The sequence below is a fragment of the Spirosoma daeguense genome (genome assembly GCF_054776875.1).
This window is the reverse complement of record NZ_BAAHBF010000002.1, coordinates 809,960-827,773: the sequence shown is the minus strand read 5'-3', so window position 1 is coordinate 827,773 and position 17,814 is coordinate 809,960. Positions and strand designations below refer to the sequence as shown.

Sequence of the window (17,814 nt, the reverse complement as noted above, 5' to 3'; positions counted from 1 at the left end):
ATTACATCACGAATAATGAAGTTTAGGTGCTACGTTATTCGTTCACTCTTAACTCCTTTCATGAAAATCTTCCAGAATCTGACCGTACGTGTACTGATTGCCATTACGTTAGGTATCCTAACGGGTTACCTCTTCCCGGAGACTGCCGCTAAACTAAAGCCTCTCGGCGATCTCTTTATTAACTTGATAAAAATGGTCATCGCGCCCATTATTTTCCTGACTATTGTGTTGGGAATCAGTAATATGGGCGATCTGAAAAAGGTTGGTCGCGTAGGGGGGAAGGCGCTTCTGTATTTCGAAATTGTAACAACGGGCGCCTTAGCAATCGGGCTGTTATTGGCAAATCTGATTCGCCCCGGCGATGGCGTTCAAACTAGTGCTGTAAAAGGGGGGGATATCAGTAAGTTTACCGAACAGGGCGCGGGTATGGACTGGACAGAATTTTTTCTGCATATCGTTCCCAGTAATGCCGTAAAAGCGTTTGCCGAGGGAGATATTTTGCAGGTGCTTGTCTTCTCGATTCTCTTCGGTGTGGGCCTGACGCGTATGGGCGAGAAGGGAAGGCCGCTAATTCAGACCTTTGAGCGATTGTCAAAGGTATTCTTTAACATTCTGAACGTAGTAATGATACTGGCTCCGCTCGGTGCGTTTGGTGGGATGGCGTTCACGATTGGCAAATATGGCCTTAGTACGTTGCTGCCGCTGGCTAAACTCATGGGCACGGTCTATGCGACAATGATTCTATTCATTTTTGTGGTGCTTGGCCTGCTGCTACGTTACTATAAAATTAGTCTGTGGGCTGTATTGAAGTTTATCAAAGAAGAATTACTGATTGTGCTTGGTACGTCATCGTCGGAGTCGGCCCTGCCGCAAATTATGGACAAGCTGGAGGCTTTGGGCTGTTCGCGCTCGGTGGTTGGGTTGGTTGTACCAGCGGGTTATTCGTTCAATCTCGATGGCACGACCATTTATCTGGTGATGGCTACGGTTTTTCTGGCGCAGGTATTTGGCGTCGATCTCACGCTGGGTCAGGAACTGACTATTATCGGTATCCTGATGGTTACGTCGAAAGGGGCGGCTGGCGTAACAGGAAGTGGATTTATCGTACTGGCCAGTACCTTAACGGCTATCAAAGTTATTCCGGTTGAAGGGCTTGCCTTATTACTTGGTGTAGATCGGTTCATGTCCGAAGCGCGATCTATTACCAACATTATCGGTAATACTGTAGCTACCATTTTTATCGCCAACAACGAAAACGAGTTTGACCGAGAGCGTTACAATCAGGTGGTACGTAAGCAGGATAAGAACGAACTGGCTGATTATAAGTACTAAACCGAGGATTTATATATCAACTATTCCGGCCTTCAGAAGAGCTTATGCAAAGCTGGAGGTCGGAAATTTTATTTTTATGGAAATATTTGAATAAAAAGTTAAACCTTTTCGTGGCGATCTGTTCAAAGAGACAAATACAACCTGAAACAGTATACAACCATGAAAAGACTCCTGATGACAACCGCACTGCTGGTTGTTCTCCTCTCGACCGGTGCTTCGGCCCAACGCTACGGTTATCCCAATCCCAACAACTACCCACAGCAACCGGGATATAATCAGCCGAATTACAATTACGATTACGATGATTATCAATTTGATCGTCACCTCGATTGGTGGGATCGCGAGTTGAATCTGTCGAGAAAACAGGAACGGGAAATCCGGCGCGTGCGTGATCGGTTCAACCAGCAAACCCAGAGCGTAAATCCACGCGACCCACGCCAGCGTGATTTTCTACGGCAAGCTCGTCAACGGGAATTTTTCGATATGATGGCGGTGCTACGTCCCGACCAGCGCGACCGGGTTATTGACCGGATGCGCCCCTACGAACGTATGGCCGGTCGTGGACGAGGAAATGGACGCGGTTATGACAATGGACGTGGTTATGATCGAAACCCATATGGCTATTGAGCAAGAGAAGGGAGTGGTGAAAACAGCTAGCCAGTTGGCTGGCTGTTTTTTTATGTCTAACTGCTTCATTACCAGCAAAACCTGATACGTTACGTTCTGATTTCTCGGCAATAAATCGCTTTTTTACCCAAAATACCATTTGTCATTTTATATAACCGTCTGTGCAACAAAGGGTTGTATAAAATGCCTTTATTTTGTATGTTTCGGGGAAACTCATTTCACAAAACTGTATGTTCAGTCATCAACGAATCAAGCAAATCGGCGTTTTGCTGGCCGCAATTGCCACAACGGCGTTTGCGCAGCCCTCGCCTTCGCAGCCTAAAATGTCGCAAAATCCATTTCTAGTACCCTACACGACCCCCCACCAAACGGCTCCTTTCGACAAAATTAAGAATGCCGATTATATGCCTGCTCTTACAGAAGGGCTGGCGCAGGGACGTAAAGACGTTGATGCCATTGTTAATAATCCGGCCAAACCAACCTTCGACAATACGATTGTTGCGCTCGAACGGTCGGGTGATTTGCTCGGAAAAGTTGCGTCTGTGTTGTTTAACCTGAACAGTGCTGAAACAACCCCTGAGCTTCAGAAAATTGTAAAAGAAGCGTCGCCTTTGCTCAGCGAATATGGCAACGATATTACGTTGAATGAAAAACTGTTTGCCCGTATCAAAGCGGTCTACGAACAGCGTGCCAGCCTGAAACTTGACCCCGAAAGCGCCATGCTGCTTGAAAAAGCCTATAAACGTTTTTCGCGAAATGGGGCTAACCTGGATGCGAAAGGTAAAGAACGGCTTCGTGCCATTGACAAAGAAATGTCGCAACTTTCGTTGCAGTTTGGCGAGAACGTACTGAATGAAACAAATGATTACCTGATGGTGATCACCGACGAAAAAGAACTGGCTGGTTTACCCGATTTTGCCCGTGAAGCGGCTAAAGCCACAGCAAAGCAGAAAGGCAAAGAAGGTTGGGCCTTTACGTTGCAGGCTCCAAGCTATGGCCCATTCATGCAGTATGCCGACAATCGGGAACTGCGGAAGAAATTATTTCTGGCTTCCAACAGTCGGAGCTTCCACGGCGATAAAAACGATAACTCGGCTATCATTCAGAAAACCGTTGCGCTACGTTACGAACGGGCTAATCTGTTAGGTTATAAAACTCATGCCGATTTTGTACTCGAAGAAAGTATGGCCGGTTCGAAAGATAAAGTGCAAACCTTTCTGAACGAACTTGTTACGTATGCACGCCCGGCTGCTGAACGCCAGCTTGGTGAGCTAACGACCTATGCCAAAGCGCATGGCTTTACGGATGATAAACTACAGGTGTGGGACAATAGCTATTATTCCGAAAAACTGAAAAAGGAAAAATACGACCTCGACGATGAAACGCTGAAGCCTTACTTCAAGCTCGAGAACGTACTGGATGGTGTATTTACGGTAGCTAATAAGCTATATGGTATTACGTTCAAAGAGCGCAAAGACATTCCAATTTACAACCCGGAAGTAAAAACGTTCGACGTATTCGATAAAAACGGTAAGTTTCTGGCGGTGTTCTACGGCGATTATTTCCCACGTCAGGGAAAACGTAGCGGGGCCTGGATGAACGATGTGCAGGGACAGAAAATCGAGAATGGCGAGAACATTCGTCCGCACATTGTCAATGTCTGCAACTTCACCCGTCCAACCGAGACGAAACCATCGCTGCTGACATTTTATGAAGTCACTACGTTGTTCCACGAGTTTGGGCATGGTTTACACGGCATGCTTGCCAATGGTAAATACGAAAGCCTGAGTGGTACCAGCGTTCCGCGTGATTTTGTGGAATTGCCTTCGCAGGTGATGGAAAACTGGTGCTATGATCCCGAAGCACTGAAACTATTTGCTAAACACTATCAGACCGGCGAAGTGATTCCAAACGAGCTGGTTGAAAAAATCCGGGCGAGTCAGAACTTTCTGGCAGGCTTGGCAAATATGCGTCAACTACGTTTAGGGATGATTGATATGTATTATCATGGTAATAAACCATCTGGCGAAAGCGTAACTGAAGTTGAAAACAAAGTCGATTCCGTAGCAAACTTGTTCCCGCCAGTACAGGGCACAGCCATTAGTCCGGGGTTCTCGCACATCTTTGCGGGTGGTTACTCGGCTGGTTATTACAGCTACAAATGGAGCGAAGTGCTTGATGCTGATGCCTTTGAATTCTTCAAAGAAAAAGGTGGTCTGGACAACAAAGCAGCTGCCGATAGCTTCCGCAAGAATGTACTCGAAAAAGGGGGCAGCGAAAAGCCCATGGAACTGTACAAGAAATTCCGGGGGCGCGAACCATCGCCAAAAGCAATGCTACGACGTAGCGGTCTGATTCTCTAAAACAAAGAAGCCCTTTCGAATCGAAAGGGCTTCTTTGTTTTAGAGAATTACAATCATAGTTTGTAACGTATCTGAAGAGCTACAGGAGTTTCGAACGACCCGCCCGGAGTGATGCTAAGTCGGTCGCTTTTGATTTTGTGGATGGCTGGAATGCCAAAGCCAATAAGTGTACCAACGGCTGCTCCGGCCAGAATGTCGGTCGGGAAATGTGCTCCTGATGCATAGCGCATATAGCCTACAGCACTGGCGGCCCCCAAAGAGCCAATCCATATAACAGGTTTTAACCGGGATTCTGGGTGGTAGTCGCTGAATACTTTTGAAAGAAAAACGGCTGATGCAAAAGCCCAGGTAGTATGTCCAGAGAAAAAAGACCGCCGGGAATCTGGGTGAATTTTTTCGGCCATGGCAACGTCCGTATTGTATAGAAATGGACGCGTTCGGGGCATACCACCTTTCCCAAAAGAAGGCAGAAAAGTTGATAACAGAGTTGTTTCAAGATACATTAGCGAAACCTTTCCAATATCTCGCCTGACTTTTGAATCAACCAGCGAGAGAACGATAGGAGCTGCCATTACTGAAAACACCACTGTATTGCTAGACTTGTCAATAGAAGGTGAAAAATTGTAGGTGGCTCCCCGGTCGAAACTATTTACCGACGAACGGGACAGGGATTTGATCTCTTCTTCGTTGAGTGGGGTAACTTTATCGCTCATATCTGAAGCTATAAATGAGGCACCTGCAATACCTACCATCAATAGTCCATCTTTCTTCCAGCTTGTTTTGTAAGGCGATTGGCCATACGTGTTTACAGAAAATGTGAATAAAACGTAACTCAAAAATACTACAACTTTCTTCATGAAATTGGGAGTTAAATGCAACGTATTTCTACTTAGAAAATACGTATTCGTATTAATTTGCGTTAGACCGAAGTTTTGGCAAATTGTCACGTTTCATGAAGGTTGCAGAATCTGATAGGAGGTTATGCGCTAAGTAATACTTACCGAAAGCGGATTGCCTAAAATGATCATGTTAAGTGCTCAAGCACAAATAGTTTAGAGTATTCTATAGTGGCACTTTTGTCATGCCGACGCAGCCGACCGCCGGAGCGGAAGCATGACAAAAAATAACCTACTGTATTTTCAATGCTTTACTTACATTCTAGTACGTTCAACTTGCTACTTGTTCGTCTGCTGCCGAATCCAGTTGGTTATTTCAGTCATAGCAATTGGAGAGAATGTCTGCTCTAACGTAGCATATTCTGCGGGCAATCCTGTTTTAGATTCCTGAAACAAGTGATTCAGGCCTGGGAATACCTTGATTGTTACGTTCTTGTTACGGGCTTTAGTCAGTGCGTTACGTATCGCGGCAAGATTGTCGTTCGGTTCAACCTGCAAATCTTTTTCCCCGTTTAGTGCCAGAACCGGGCATTTTACGTTCTCCAATGCCACGGCTGGATTGTACCGTAGAAAATACGTCATCCACGGGCTGCTAAGCTGATTGACCTGCGCTTTGGTACGTTGCTTACCCGTTGACGATGTGTCAGATTCCAACGTATTGAAATACAGCATTAAATCGCGTTTTAGCGAATCGGTATTAGTTATTTTTTTGACGAGGGCAAAAGCTTCTTTATTGATTTCCTGAGCCTTCTGAAGCATACTATCACTCATGCCTGATGTTTTGCCAATCAATTTCTGTTGGGTCAGCATCAACTGGTCGATGGGAGTTCCGGGGCCAGCCAGCAAAACAATAAAACCAACATCCTTATTTTGTTGAGCAACCATTGGTGCAATCATTCCTCCTTCGCTATGACCCACTAACCCAATCTGTTTGGGGTTGATTTCTTTTCGGGTTTTCAGGTACGTAATGGCTGCCTCTACATCAGTAGCAAAATCGGCCGACGTAGCGGTTCTGAAATCGCCTTTCGATTGAGCCGTTCCCCGGTCATCGTACCGTAGCACGGCAATACCATTACGGGTTAAATAATCGGCCAGCACCAGAAACGGTTTATGCCCCACTAATTCCGAATCACGATTCTGAGGGCCACTGCCTGAGATCAGTACAACAGCCGGGAAAACGCCGTCCTTTTTTGGTAGAGTCAACGTACCGGCCAATGTGATATTGGCACTTGTATTGGTAAAACTAAGGTCTTCTGAGTAATAGGGATAAGGTTTTACAGGTTCCTGTGGCCTGACGACAACTTTCTTCTCGATTTCTTTCTTCGAAAGTGTCATGGGGAGCGAGAGAGCCCCTTGTTTAAAGGTACCTACAATGCTATCGCCTTTGAGTTCGCCAGTATAATTGATTGCGAAATTTTTTAACGAAACAGTAAGCGTAGCATTTTCGAACGTAGCCGACGTAGCGGGTAAACCTTTGGCTCCCTGATCGGGACTATCCATCGTGGCTGAATACCCATTGTCGGTTTTTGCTACGTTGAATACAAGCCGTAACTGCTGATTGCCTGGAATACGTAAAGTGCCAAACCACTGTCCCGTTACGTCCTGTGCCTGAATTGACAAGGTTGTTAGAAGTGTGAGAAGAAAAAGAGAAACTTTTTTCATGAAGAATTGATAAGCTGACCCGGGAGATAAACCAATGTGGGGTAATTTACAATAATACAATAAGTTTGGAGAGGTTACTAGCCTTTGATTGTCTAAATCGGGATGAATGAGTCGAATTATAAGTGGTCTGGGAGAGCAACGCAAGCAAGACAGACATTCGAAAATTTAGTGAGTCCCTTCGATAGATACACCGATAATATACTGGTTTTTGACGCCACTTTTCGGCACCTTTGCCACTATATTTTTGTTCTTTAGTTGTATCAAAATCCATAAAAATGCCAAACTGGTTTCTCGGAAAAATCCGCTATCAGCAGCCTATCGACGACTCGAACGTGGGTAGCCGAAATGAAGAATTTATCAAGCAAAAAGCTGTAACGGAAGCCTATCTGGTCGATGCCGTTAGTTATACCGATGCCGAAAGCCGGTTGTATCAGGAAATTGCGGCCAATACGCCTGATTTCGAAATTACGAACATCAATCGGATGAAACTGGCGGATGTTTTTCACAATGAAGATGGTGGCGAAACCTGGTTCAAGGTGAAGGCCATGTTTATTACAGAAGACGAACGGAGTGGCAAGCAAAAGAAAACGCCGAGTGTAATGCTGGTGAATGCCGAAAATCCCTTACAGGCTTACGAACGTGTGGAACAAAGCTTACGAACCGCACTCGACCCGTTTGAAATTACTGATGTGAACATCACGAAGATTCTCGATATTTTCCCATACTCAGAAGAAGCGTCGCGTAACCTACGCCCACTGAGCGAATTGGTTAGCCCCGAACCAGAAACGATTTAGTGAAAAATGATTAATGGATAATGTAAAATGACGCTGTGGCGTAACTCATTTTTGCATTATCCATTAATCATTTTTACATAATTCGGGGTTTGAGGTTGATTCGCTTGCTTCGAATTAGCTTACGTACAGATATTTGTCCCATTATGAAACGTAGTCTGTTCCAAGTGTTCAATATTCTGATGGCCTGCATCGTACTGCTCAGCAGCACGGGCTTTGGGCTTCTTGAGCACTCATGTCAGATGCGGGGAAAGAAAAAAACAATGGTGGGCGTCTTTTCGACCGTGAAGCCGCCCAAACAATGTGCTACGCATAAAAAAACAATCCCTTCTTCACAAACATCGGTAGAGCAGGATCAGTGCTGTCAGGATAGCCAGTTTTATGAAAACGTCGATGTTTCGTCGTCGCTGAGCCAACTGGTAGCAAAATGCCTTAAGTCAGTTACTGAATTGGTTGCTGTGGGCATGGTGTCTTTTCTGGCCTGGGTTACCGAATGGGTTTTTGACGAAACATCGGTTTCTGCGTCTGTTTATCCTCCACCTCCCTCACTTTCTGGCCGTCAGATTCTGACGCTTGGGCAAAACCTTCTAATTTGATACGTTGATTTTGAGAGACTTGCTTGTGATTTATTCATGGGCTTATGCTATCTTTTATTAAATCAATGTACTCATGCATTATTTTATCCTCTGGATTGCTGTGGCGGTATCTATACCCGCTCTTGCGCAGTCCGATTTAAATCAGTCTATAAACCAAGCCAACGATTCACTTCAGAGTCCACGTATTATTCGGGGAAATGTGAGCGAAATCGCGAATAACAACCGGGTGCCGTTGGTGGGCGCTACAGTACTTTGGAAAGGCACTACGTCGGGTACGCTAACAGGAGCCAATGGCGCATTTCAGGTACCGCTTCATAAAACAGTTCGGCAATTGGTTATTAGCTACGTTGGTTATCAACCCGATACGTTAACGATCAACAATCCTGCCGACGTAGTAACTGTAACGCTACGTAGCGAACGAACGTTGAAGGAAGTGACCGTAACCGGAGCCCCCGGACAGATCGATCAGATCAATCCCATTCATACCGAATTTATCTCCCAGCGAACACTGGCTAAAGCCGCCTGTTGCAATCTATCTGAAAGTTTCGAAACCAATGCATCAGTGAGCGTATCGTTCAGTGATGCCGTTACGGGAGCCAAACAAATTCAGTTTCTAGGATTGGGTGGCCAGTACGTTCAAACCAACGTAGAGAATATTCCGACCATTCGGGGGCTGGCCACTACGTTCGGATTGAATTATATTCCTGGTACCTGGATTACCAGCATCGACATAGGTAAAGGAGCTGGCTCGGTGGTGAACGGATACGAGTCGATGAGTGGTCAGATGAATGTAGAACTTCAGAAATCAGACGCAACAGACAAGTTATTTCTAAACGGATATGTCAACAGTTTTGGACGGGTAGAAGGGAACGTTAACTGGTCGAAACCGATCTCCAAAAAATGGAGCGTAGGGGTACTTGGCCATGCCAGTACACTACGTACTGAACTGGATCAGAACAATGACGGATTCCGCGATTTACCACTATATACGCAGGTTAACGCTGTTAACCGATACAAATACAGCAGTGATCGCTTCATGGCACAGGTAGGCGTTAAGGCGTTGTATGAAGATCGTGACGGCGGACAACTCAGCCGGTTCGGAAACTCGCGGTATCAGTTTGGGAACGTAACGAAACGGGTGGAGTTTTTCTCGAAAACGGCGAAGCTGTATCCTGATAAACCCTACAAAGGTCTGGGCTTTATTCTGAACGGTGTGCATCATGATCAAACGGCAAATTTTGGCTACGTGCCGTATGCGGGTCGCCAGCAGACGCTGTACGCTAACCTGATTTATCAGAGTATTATCGGCACCACAAACAATAGTTTCAAGGCCGGTTTAAGCTACATCCTCGACGACTATAAGGAGCTTTATCGTTCGCTCAATACGTTCCGGACTGAGTCGGTGCCGGGCGCTTTTCTGGAATATACCTATACCTATCCCGAAAAATTAACGCTGGTGCTGGGTGGACGTATCGATTTTCATAATCTGTTTGGTACGCAGCTAACGCCACGAGCGCATCTTAAATATAACCTGAACCAGAACATTACGTTGCGGGCATCGGCCGGACGGGGTTTCCGGAGCGCCAACCCATTTGCGGAGAATTTTGGCTATCTGGTTAGTGCGCGGTCAGTATTTTTTAGTAAAGTGTTGCAGTTCGAGTCGTCATGGAATTATGGACTTAGCTTTTCCAATGACTTCAATTTGCTGGGTAAAAAGGCTTCGTTTGTGGTCGATTATTTCCGGACTGATTTCCAGAATCAGCTTATTGTCGATATCGAACATCCGGGTGAACTCTATTTTTATAATCTGAGCGATGCCGGTAAAGGAGCTCGTTCGTTTGCTAATAGTTTTCAGGCCGAACTGAATGTGCAACCTGCTAAGCGGGTGGAAGTTAAAGCGGCTTATCGACTTTTCGATGTGCGTCAGACGATGGGTGGGCCGTTCGGCGAAGAACGGTTGCTTCCCCGCATGATGATCAGCCGCGAGCGGGTATTGCTGAATGCTGCCTACGCGTTGCCCTACGATAAATGGAAAGTGGATGCTACGTTGCAGTGGAATGGCCCTCGTCGGATTCCGTATTTGCGGGAAGGATACGTTCATACAACGTATCAGGCCATGCCAACCGAACTTTCACCGAGTTTTTATACCCTCAATGCGCAGGTGAGCCGGGCATTTCGAAGCGGCTGGGAAGTATATCTGGGTGGCGAAAATCTGACCGGATTCCGTCAGCAAAATCCGATCATTGCAGCTAACGACCCATTTAGTGCCCGATTCGATGCGGGAGCGCAGGTATGGGGACCTATTACAGGACAGATGATCTACGCCGGTTTTCGGTTTAAACCACAAAATTAATCGCCATGACAACACTTATTATTCGCAATATGGTGTGCGACCGGTGCCGTCGGGTTGTGCGCGAAGAGCTTGAAAAATTGGGACTTACCTTGAAGAGAGTGGATTTAGGCGAGGTAGACGTGACCGTTTGGCCAGAAAATAAGTCAACAGAAGATGTTAGGCAAACGCTTCAGGCGAATGGTTTCGATTTGGTAGACGATAAAAAGCAATCATTGGTGGAGCATATTAAAATCCTGCTCATCAACGAAATACAGCATCTCAAAGGAGATCGTTTGTCAACCGAGAATTATTCGACTTTTCTGGAGCGGAAGCTGGGATATGAGTATTCGTATCTGAGTGGGTTGTTTTCGGCCAGCGAGGGGCATACGCTGGAGAAATACATCATTGCCCTCAAAATTGAAAAGGTAAAAGAGTGGCTACGTTATGATGAACTGACGTTAAGCGAAATCGCGTGGCGGTTGAGTTATAGCAGCGTACAGCATCTATCCAATCAGTTCCGGCAGGTAACCGGCCATACACCGGGGCAGTTTCGGAAACTGGCGAAGGTGCAGCGGGTGAGTCTGGATGAAATAAAAGGGAAGTAACGTAGTAGAAACGTACTGTCATTCAGGTAGTTTATATGTCGTTAAGAAAAATCTTCTACCGATTAATGCGGATTTTCCGTATTACGTTGCTGAACAAGGAGCAGACCGATTCCTTTCTCAGTACGTATCAAATCAGCGTGAGTCCATCCGTTGAGGTTTTTCTTCCTGACGTATTCAATCAGGCTGTTACGCCTACGCATATGTTTCAGCAGAAGAAGGCGGCATCGTTTCCGGCCTATGTCTGGAATTGTGAAGGGAAATCGTTACGTATGAGGCAGTTATCGCAGGGAGGTGTATTGATTAACGGACATGTACTTTGCACTGATTTCGATAATTATCATCTGGTAAAAAACTTCCTGAGGCCACCCAAACGTAACGTAGTGATACGTCCGATTCTGATTGTGCCGTTTACACACCATTTAGATGGCGTTATTTTCGGCGGCTATTATGATTTTGTGATTCTGGTTGCGGCCAAGCTATGCCGGATTAAAGATGCAATGACATCCGCCGATTTTGCGAAAGCGGTAGTAGCTTACCCACTTTTTAAAACGGCGTATGAAAACGAATTTCTGTCATTAATCGGTTTTAAAGCAGATCATGTTTTCGACAGCCGCCTGACCGAAATTCAGTTTGAGCAGTGTTTGATGGGTAATAGTGGCCATTGGTTTTACCCGCACCCCGACGATATTATGGCCTTGAAACGACAGGTGGAAGGTAAATTGGGCATTCAACAGACAGAGCGGAATCGTATTTATGTGCGTCGGTCTGGCCGTCGGCAGATTGCTAATGAAGAAACTCTGATTGAGTTGCTGAATAAATATGATTTTCAGATTATTGACGACAAACCCCGGTCGCTAGCCGAGCAGGTTGCCATCTATAAAAATGCCTCATTCATTCTTGGTCCACATGGGGCATCATTCACCAACATTATATGGTGCGAACCAGGTACACATCTTTTTGAACTTTTCTCTGCCAATTACATTGTCGACCATTTTCTGTATCTGTCTCAGTTAATGGGGCTTAACTACTCAGCCTATCACCATGTGATTCAGATGCGTCAGGTTCGGCATGATGTAGAGGAAGATATTTTTGTATCGATTGCCGATCTGGAAAAAGTGTTAGACCAAACCTTTTTGCAGATATCGAGTATCGATTAGTTTTTTGTAAGTCGGGTCCGGAATTATGTAAAAACTCTATCGGCTATCGGTAGTTATTTTGTAAGACCAACGGTGGTCAACAACGAATAACTCAACATACTTATGGAAACGATAGACCACGCTCATAATCACGTAGATACCTGTTTCAATTGCGCCGAAGCCTGCGAACGCTGTTTGACGGCTTGCCTGGAAATGGGCGATAAAGATGGCAAAGGGCACGACATGACAGCCTGTATCAAACTCTGTCGCGATTGTGCTGATATCTGTACACTTTGTGGTCGACTTGATGCTAGAGGCTCCGATTTCTCACGTGACTTTATGGTATTTTGTGCGGAAGTGTGTGAAGCTTGTGCCAAGGAGTGCGAAAAACACGCCGACCATCATGCTCATTGCAAAGCCTGTGCTGAAGCCTGCCGTCGCTGCGCCGAAGAATGCCGCTCCATGTCGGCAAGCGCCTAAATTCGTTGCAGGTGTTTTTTTATTCAGTAAGAAAGCCACCTGCTGCATCAAACAACAAACTAATGAACAAATTCGTACTTATGTTCCTGCTTGGCTTCAGCAGTATTTCCTGGGCACAGCATGAACATCATCATGAATCTACGACACCTACCCAGAAACCACCAGCGCCTAAACCGAAGAAAGATACAACCAAGGCATCAACTCATTCGATGCATCATGAAATGGGCAATATGATGGGTGGTGATGGGAGCGGAGCTATGCTGAACTATGGTCTGACGATGGATACCAGCATGGGTATGACACACAGTCTGTCGCGGAATTTGCCGATGAATCGGAACGGTTCGGGTACGTCGTGGCATCCTGACAACACGCCTATGTATGCCTACATGAGCCATCCGAATCAGAAAGGATGGAGCTACATGCTGCACTATGCTCTGTTTCTGCGTTATACTCGCCAGAATGGCAACAATCCCGACAAACGGGGATACGGTCAACAACTTGGAGTTCCCAACTGGGTGATGGGTATGGCGCAAAAGCAGGTAGGGGAACGAGGTCTTTTGCAGATTCGGGCCATGCTTTCGCTCGATCCATTAACAGTAGGGAGGGGAGGTTATCCATTATTATTCCAGACGGGCGAAAGTTATAAAGGACAGCCGCTGATCGATAAACAGCATCCGCACGATTTGCTTTCAGAGCTGTCTGTGAGCTATAGCCATGCCATCAGCAAGGACATAGACCTGTTTGGTTACGTAGGTTACCCCGGTGAGCCTGCCCTCGGCCCGCCCGCCTTCATGCACCGAATTTCGTCAGTCAATATTCCTGATGCCCCATTAGGGCACCATTGGCAGGATGCAACGCATATTTTGTTTGGAGTAGCAACCGCAGGTCTTCGCTATAAATGGGCAAAGTTGGAAGCATCGACGTTTACTGGCCGGGAACCCGACGAGAACCGATATAATTTAGATAAGCCCCGGTTCGATAGTTATTCATATCGGTTGTCCGTTAATCCGTCACCTTCGTTGGCATTGCAGTTTTCGCAGGGATTTATAAAAAGCCCCGAAGATTTACACCCCGGAGAGAACGTAACGCGGACTACGGCATCTATTTTGCATAGTAAAGCCGTAGGGCCAAAGCGCTACGTTACATCCGCGTTTGTGTGGGGACGTAACAGCCATGACGGGCAGGGCGAAAACTCGTTTCTGGCCGAAAGCAGTTTGCAATGGAATAAAGTGGCTGCGTATGGTCGCTATGAAAACATAAGTAAATCGCCGGAAGAGTTAAGGCTGGCGTTATCTTTTCCGATGTCGGAAGCCGCTTTGCATCGGGCCTATACGATCAATTCGCTTACGTTGGGTATGAATTATCGAATTGCGCAGGCATACAATACAGATTTGGCCATTGGAGCACAGATTACCAGTACTATACCAGATTCTTTTTTACAATCGTTTTACGGAACCATGCCGATATCGGGTGAGATTTATCTACGACTGATGCCAAGTCTGATGACCATGCAATCGATGCATCGTTCAGGTCATGGCCGGAAGCATAGGATGTAATTTCGAGCAGGCACCATTTCTTTTTAATTTACGTTATCAATTCACAATTAACCAGTTATCGTTATGCTACGTAACCTATTCTTAACCGTTCTGACATCCTTGCTGTTGCTGGGCACTACGTTTGCCAGTACACTCACCGGCGATGATAAAGACAAGGAAGTAAAAATTAAAACATCGGCCATCTGTGGTATGTGCAAAGCCCGTATCGAGCGGAATCTTGGCTTTGAAAAAGGAGTGAAAGAAGCTACGTTAGACGTGAAATCGAAAGTTGTCACAATTAAATATAACCCAGCTAAAACCGACGTAACAAAATTGAAAGCAAATATCAGCAAAACAGGATACGATGCCGACGAAGTTGTTGCTGATGAAGTGGGGTATAACAAACTGCCAAGCTGCTGCAAAAAAGGCGGTTCAATGGACCATCAATAAACAAAATAGTTTAAACAAAAACGGCCCGGTATCTGCAGATGTCGGGCCGTTTTTGTTTAAACTATGCGTAATGGATTGATGCCATTCGATAAAGTTGAAGAGGTTCCCAAAAGAGCGCAGATAACAAATTAGGGCGAAAATAGTATTAGCTTCTGAGTCACTACGTTGAAAAAACCACCGAAAACTTTTATGGAGTTCCATCAATCACTACCAGCCGGAATGCTGGAAAAAATAGCCGAATATTTATTTAATCGGCGAGAGCCATTGCTGAACAACTGGCGAGCCCGCTGTAGCGAAGATCCAACATTGTCGGTACTCGACAATATGACCCGTGAAGAGTTTAATGACCGGATTCCGATACTATTGAACATTCTGGATCAGCGTATGAGGCAGGTTGCCGAAGAAGCTGATGCGTCTAAAAAGGCAGGAGAACATGGGTTGCATCGATGGCACAAAGGCTATGCGTTAGTAGATGTGCTGACAGAACTGGCTCACCTACACAATGCCATAAATGACGAAATCGGCAAATTTGCCTCTTTTCAGGAACAGACTCTGGTTGGGGTTATACACGAAGCACATCGGACCGTTGCCTCACTAATTCAAAATATTATACGGGGAAGTATTTTGCAGTTCAACAAATTACAGCAGGTAGCTGCTGTTGAACGTAGCGCGAATCTGCAACGGGTAATCGACGAATTAAATGAACTGAGCCGGCAAAGGGGCGAGTACCTGCGCGGGGCGGCTCACGACTTACGAGGAAATATGGGAATCATTACAGGAGCTGTTAGCCTGATGGAACAGGAAAACGCAGATGATTCCGACCGCGAACAGATGCTGGAAATGTTGCAGCGGAATGCGGTGCAGGCTACTGGTTTGCTCACTGAATTAATGGATCTCGCCCGGCTGGAAGCGGGGGAAGAAATGCTCGATATAACCCGATTCGATGCCTCAGAGCTGATTCGGAATGTAGTTCATAACTCGCAGCCACTTATTGCTGGACGTAACATTATTCTACAGGCTGATGGCCCGGAATCGCTTATGATACAGGGAGATGCCGTTAAGTTGCAACGTATTGTACAGAACCTAATAGGTAATGCATTCCGTAATACAAGATCGGGACCAATATCGGTGACCTGGTTACATGACAATCAGACCCGTTGGCTGCTGAGTGTGCAGGATAGCAGCAGCGGTTTACCACCCGGAGCAGCCGTCTGGCTGTCAGAAGCGTTGAAACCAGCTCACGAAACAACAGGAGTTTTGTACGGATCAGATCGGGAACCCGCCCCAATCGAACCTGGACCAGTACCGTTAGCATCGACGGGCGAAAGTGTGGGCTTGTTTGTTGTTAAAAAACTTTGCGAACTGCTCAATGCCAGTATGGATGTCGATACACGTAGCAGTAATGGTGGCGGACCAGCGGGAACCATATTCCGTATTCGCTTTCCGGTTGATTACGGGGTTGAGTTGATTTGATACGATACGTTCAGGAAAGCTTCGGTAACGTAACGGTATGGTTCCAGTACTGCTGAAATAAATGAAAGTACTGGAGCCAATCGTTGTGGTTATCAGGTTTGACGATATAGGAATTGGTACGTAGCAGATAAGCCTGCCGAACATCGTCGGCGTTACGTGAAACACTCAATACGATTACAGGTATTAGCCGAAATCGACGGTGACTTTTAATCGTCTCTAACAAACGGTACCCCTCTACACGATCAGGCAAATAGAGATTCATCAGAATTAATTGAGGAGCAATCTGGCTACTTCCCAGGCAGGACTCCAGATAGCTAATCGTATCGGTCGGATTGGTTTTCCAGACAGGCTCAACCTCAGGGTATTGATCGGACAGAATCTGGCGAAACAAATACCATTCGTTTGTATTATCTTCTACAATCAAAATTTTCGACTTCACGTTCGGGCTGGACTGGGCGAGTTTATTACGGACAGAGTACGAATAATAATGGTTTTATTAGACTGTATCTAATAGTAAGCTAACTACGCACCAGAAGGAGTGTTTCTCTTCCCCGAATAATCACCATAAGTTAATACATAGCGGACCATTACCTCACAAATGGTAACGGTATGTAGCAATGCGGATGTCATGACAGGGGTATCTATAACCGAGTGGCTAACTAACTGGTTTTGATACAATCAACGATTAGTGTAGTCGATACGTGATTAACAGTTCGAATGAGTGTAATAAAACCTGCTATTCAGCATCCCGAAAAAATAGCCTATTTTTCGGGAGCCAACAATTATTGTTGGCTTCACTTCCGTAACGGCGAAAAAAAACTTCTTGCCAAGCCAATTAGCTCGCTGGAAACTCAGTTGCCCGATTTTATTCGTGTGCACAAAACCATCTTGCTTAATCCTGCTTATATCAAAGAGTTACAGCAGCCGCCACGTCGAAAAATGACCGGAAAAGTATGTCTGGATACCGGAGAAATTTTCCCCGTTAGCCGACGGCGATGGAATCAGGTTGTCGAATTATTGCTGCAACGTCAGGATGATCTATCAATAGGGCGATCAAAATCTGCTGTTCAGGTTGTACCCATTTCACCTGAAATGACGCAACCTACTACGTTGGCTTCAATCTGGCTCATTACCGACGATGCCGATAAGGTAACGGTCATGCAACGGCTGATCGAGAAGAGCTGGCCAGGCTATTACGTTCATACAGCCCAACGTGGTGATTTTCTAGTCGATTTGATTCGGCAACTTCCCAAAGCTGACTATCCAACGTTGTTACTTTTAGATGCAACCTCCGCCACTACCGAACGATTGCAAACCCTTCGCCAACTGAAAAATGACCCATTTTTTAATCGAATCCCAGTTATCTTACTAGTACCACCTGCTGATTTGATGGTCATTGAAGGGTATAGCCAGCGGGCCAATTCGGTAATTTCGATACCGATGGGTTTGCCGCAACTAGAAGGTATACTGGCTAGTATATGCCAATTCTGGCTCCGGGTGGTTGCGTTACCGGCCATGAGCCAGATTGACTAAAAT

General features: G+C 45.9%; 16 protein-coding genes. 13 read left to right on the top strand and 3 right to left on the bottom strand.

The features are described 5' to 3' along the window. The first annotated feature begins 60 nt into the window (after positions 1-60). The 3 genes from ACYVD4_RS08210 to ACYVD4_RS08200 all read left to right on the top strand — a co-directional run bounded on the left by ACYVD4_RS08210 (position 61) and on the right by ACYVD4_RS08200 (position 4,322). Positions 61-1,332, top strand: coding sequence for a dicarboxylate/amino acid:cation symporter (locus ACYVD4_RS08210; RefSeq protein ID WP_460944293.1), 1,272 nt, complete (start codon positions 61-63; stop codon positions 1,330-1,332). 159 nt (positions 1,333-1,491) lie between these two features. Then, positions 1,492-1,959 carry a hypothetical protein gene (locus tag ACYVD4_RS08205; RefSeq protein WP_460944291.1) on the top strand — a complete coding sequence of 156 codons (468 nt, stop codon included), beginning with the start codon at positions 1,492-1,494 and terminating at the stop codon, positions 1,957-1,959. A 323-nt stretch (positions 1,960-2,282) separates the two neighbouring features. Then, positions 2,283-4,322 carry a M3 family metallopeptidase gene (locus tag ACYVD4_RS08200; RefSeq protein ID WP_460944765.1) on the top strand — a complete coding sequence of 680 codons (2,040 nt, stop codon included), beginning with the start codon at positions 2,283-2,285 and terminating at the stop codon, positions 4,320-4,322. A gap of 53 nt (positions 4,323-4,375) precedes the next feature. Here ACYVD4_RS08200 and ACYVD4_RS08195 read toward each other — a convergent pair whose 3' ends face one another. Continuing rightward, on the bottom strand, positions 4,376-5,179 hold the full coding sequence (locus tag ACYVD4_RS08195) for a phosphatase PAP2 family protein (protein WP_460944289.1): 804 nt from the start codon (positions 5,177-5,179) through the stop codon (positions 4,376-4,378). A 318-nt stretch (positions 5,180-5,497) separates the two neighbouring features. Continuing rightward, positions 5,498-6,880: an alpha/beta hydrolase family protein gene (locus ACYVD4_RS08190; RefSeq protein WP_460944287.1), complete on the bottom strand. Its 1,383-nt coding sequence runs from the start codon at positions 6,878-6,880 to the stop codon at positions 5,498-5,500. 275 nt (positions 6,881-7,155) lie between these two features. On the opposite strand from ACYVD4_RS08190, the gene ACYVD4_RS08185 reads away from it, so the two are divergent. From ACYVD4_RS08185 to ACYVD4_RS08145, 9 genes are all read left to right on the top strand, one after another. Further along, entirely contained in the window at positions 7,156-7,674 is a 519-nt protein-coding gene (locus ACYVD4_RS08185) for a DUF4494 domain-containing protein (RefSeq protein ID WP_460944285.1), read from the top strand. A 143-nt stretch (positions 7,675-7,817) separates the two neighbouring features. Further along, on the top strand, positions 7,818-8,267 hold the full coding sequence (locus ACYVD4_RS08180; protein WP_460944283.1) for an HYC_CC_PP family protein: 450 nt from the start codon (positions 7,818-7,820) through the stop codon (positions 8,265-8,267). Positions 8,268-8,340: 73 nt separating this feature from the next. Next, positions 8,341-10,620, top strand: coding sequence for a TonB-dependent receptor (locus ACYVD4_RS08175; protein ID WP_460944282.1), 2,280 nt, complete (start codon positions 8,341-8,343; stop codon positions 10,618-10,620). A 5-nt stretch (positions 10,621-10,625) separates the two neighbouring features. Beyond that, positions 10,626-11,204 carry a helix-turn-helix domain-containing protein gene (locus tag ACYVD4_RS08170; RefSeq protein ID WP_460944280.1) on the top strand — a complete coding sequence of 193 codons (579 nt, stop codon included), beginning with the start codon at positions 10,626-10,628 and terminating at the stop codon, positions 11,202-11,204. Positions 11,205-11,239: 35 nt separating this feature from the next. Further along, positions 11,240-12,361, top strand: a complete 1,122-nt coding sequence (locus ACYVD4_RS08165; protein WP_460944278.1) for a glycosyltransferase family 61 protein — start codon at positions 11,240-11,242, stop codon at positions 12,359-12,361. Between the two features lie 102 nt (positions 12,362-12,463). Further along, positions 12,464-12,820: a four-helix bundle copper-binding protein gene (locus tag ACYVD4_RS08160; RefSeq protein ID WP_460944276.1), complete on the top strand. Its 357-nt coding sequence runs from the start codon at positions 12,464-12,466 to the stop codon at positions 12,818-12,820. Between the two features lie 62 nt (positions 12,821-12,882). Beyond that, complete coding sequence (locus tag ACYVD4_RS08155) at positions 12,883-14,376, top strand: hypothetical protein (RefSeq protein WP_460944274.1); 1,494 nt, start codon at positions 12,883-12,885, stop codon at positions 14,374-14,376. Between the two features lie 63 nt (positions 14,377-14,439). Next, complete coding sequence (locus ACYVD4_RS08150) at positions 14,440-14,805, top strand: heavy-metal-associated domain-containing protein (protein WP_460944272.1); 366 nt, start codon at positions 14,440-14,442, stop codon at positions 14,803-14,805. Between the two features lie 189 nt (positions 14,806-14,994). Beyond that, positions 14,995-16,278, top strand: coding sequence for a sensor histidine kinase (locus tag ACYVD4_RS08145; protein ID WP_460944270.1), 1,284 nt, complete (start codon positions 14,995-14,997; stop codon positions 16,276-16,278). 10 nt (positions 16,279-16,288) lie between these two features. Here the strand turns inward: ACYVD4_RS08145 and ACYVD4_RS08140 are convergent, their stop codons facing one another. Then, on the bottom strand, positions 16,289-16,717 hold the full coding sequence (locus ACYVD4_RS08140; protein WP_460944268.1) for a response regulator: 429 nt from the start codon (positions 16,715-16,717) through the stop codon (positions 16,289-16,291). 278 nt (positions 16,718-16,995) lie between these two features. Between ACYVD4_RS08140 and ACYVD4_RS08135 the strand changes: the two genes are divergently transcribed. Beyond that, on the top strand, positions 16,996-17,811 hold the full coding sequence (locus ACYVD4_RS08135; RefSeq protein WP_460944266.1) for a LytTR family transcriptional regulator DNA-binding domain-containing protein: 816 nt from the start codon (positions 16,996-16,998) through the stop codon (positions 17,809-17,811). Positions 17,812-17,814 lie beyond the last annotated feature (3 nt).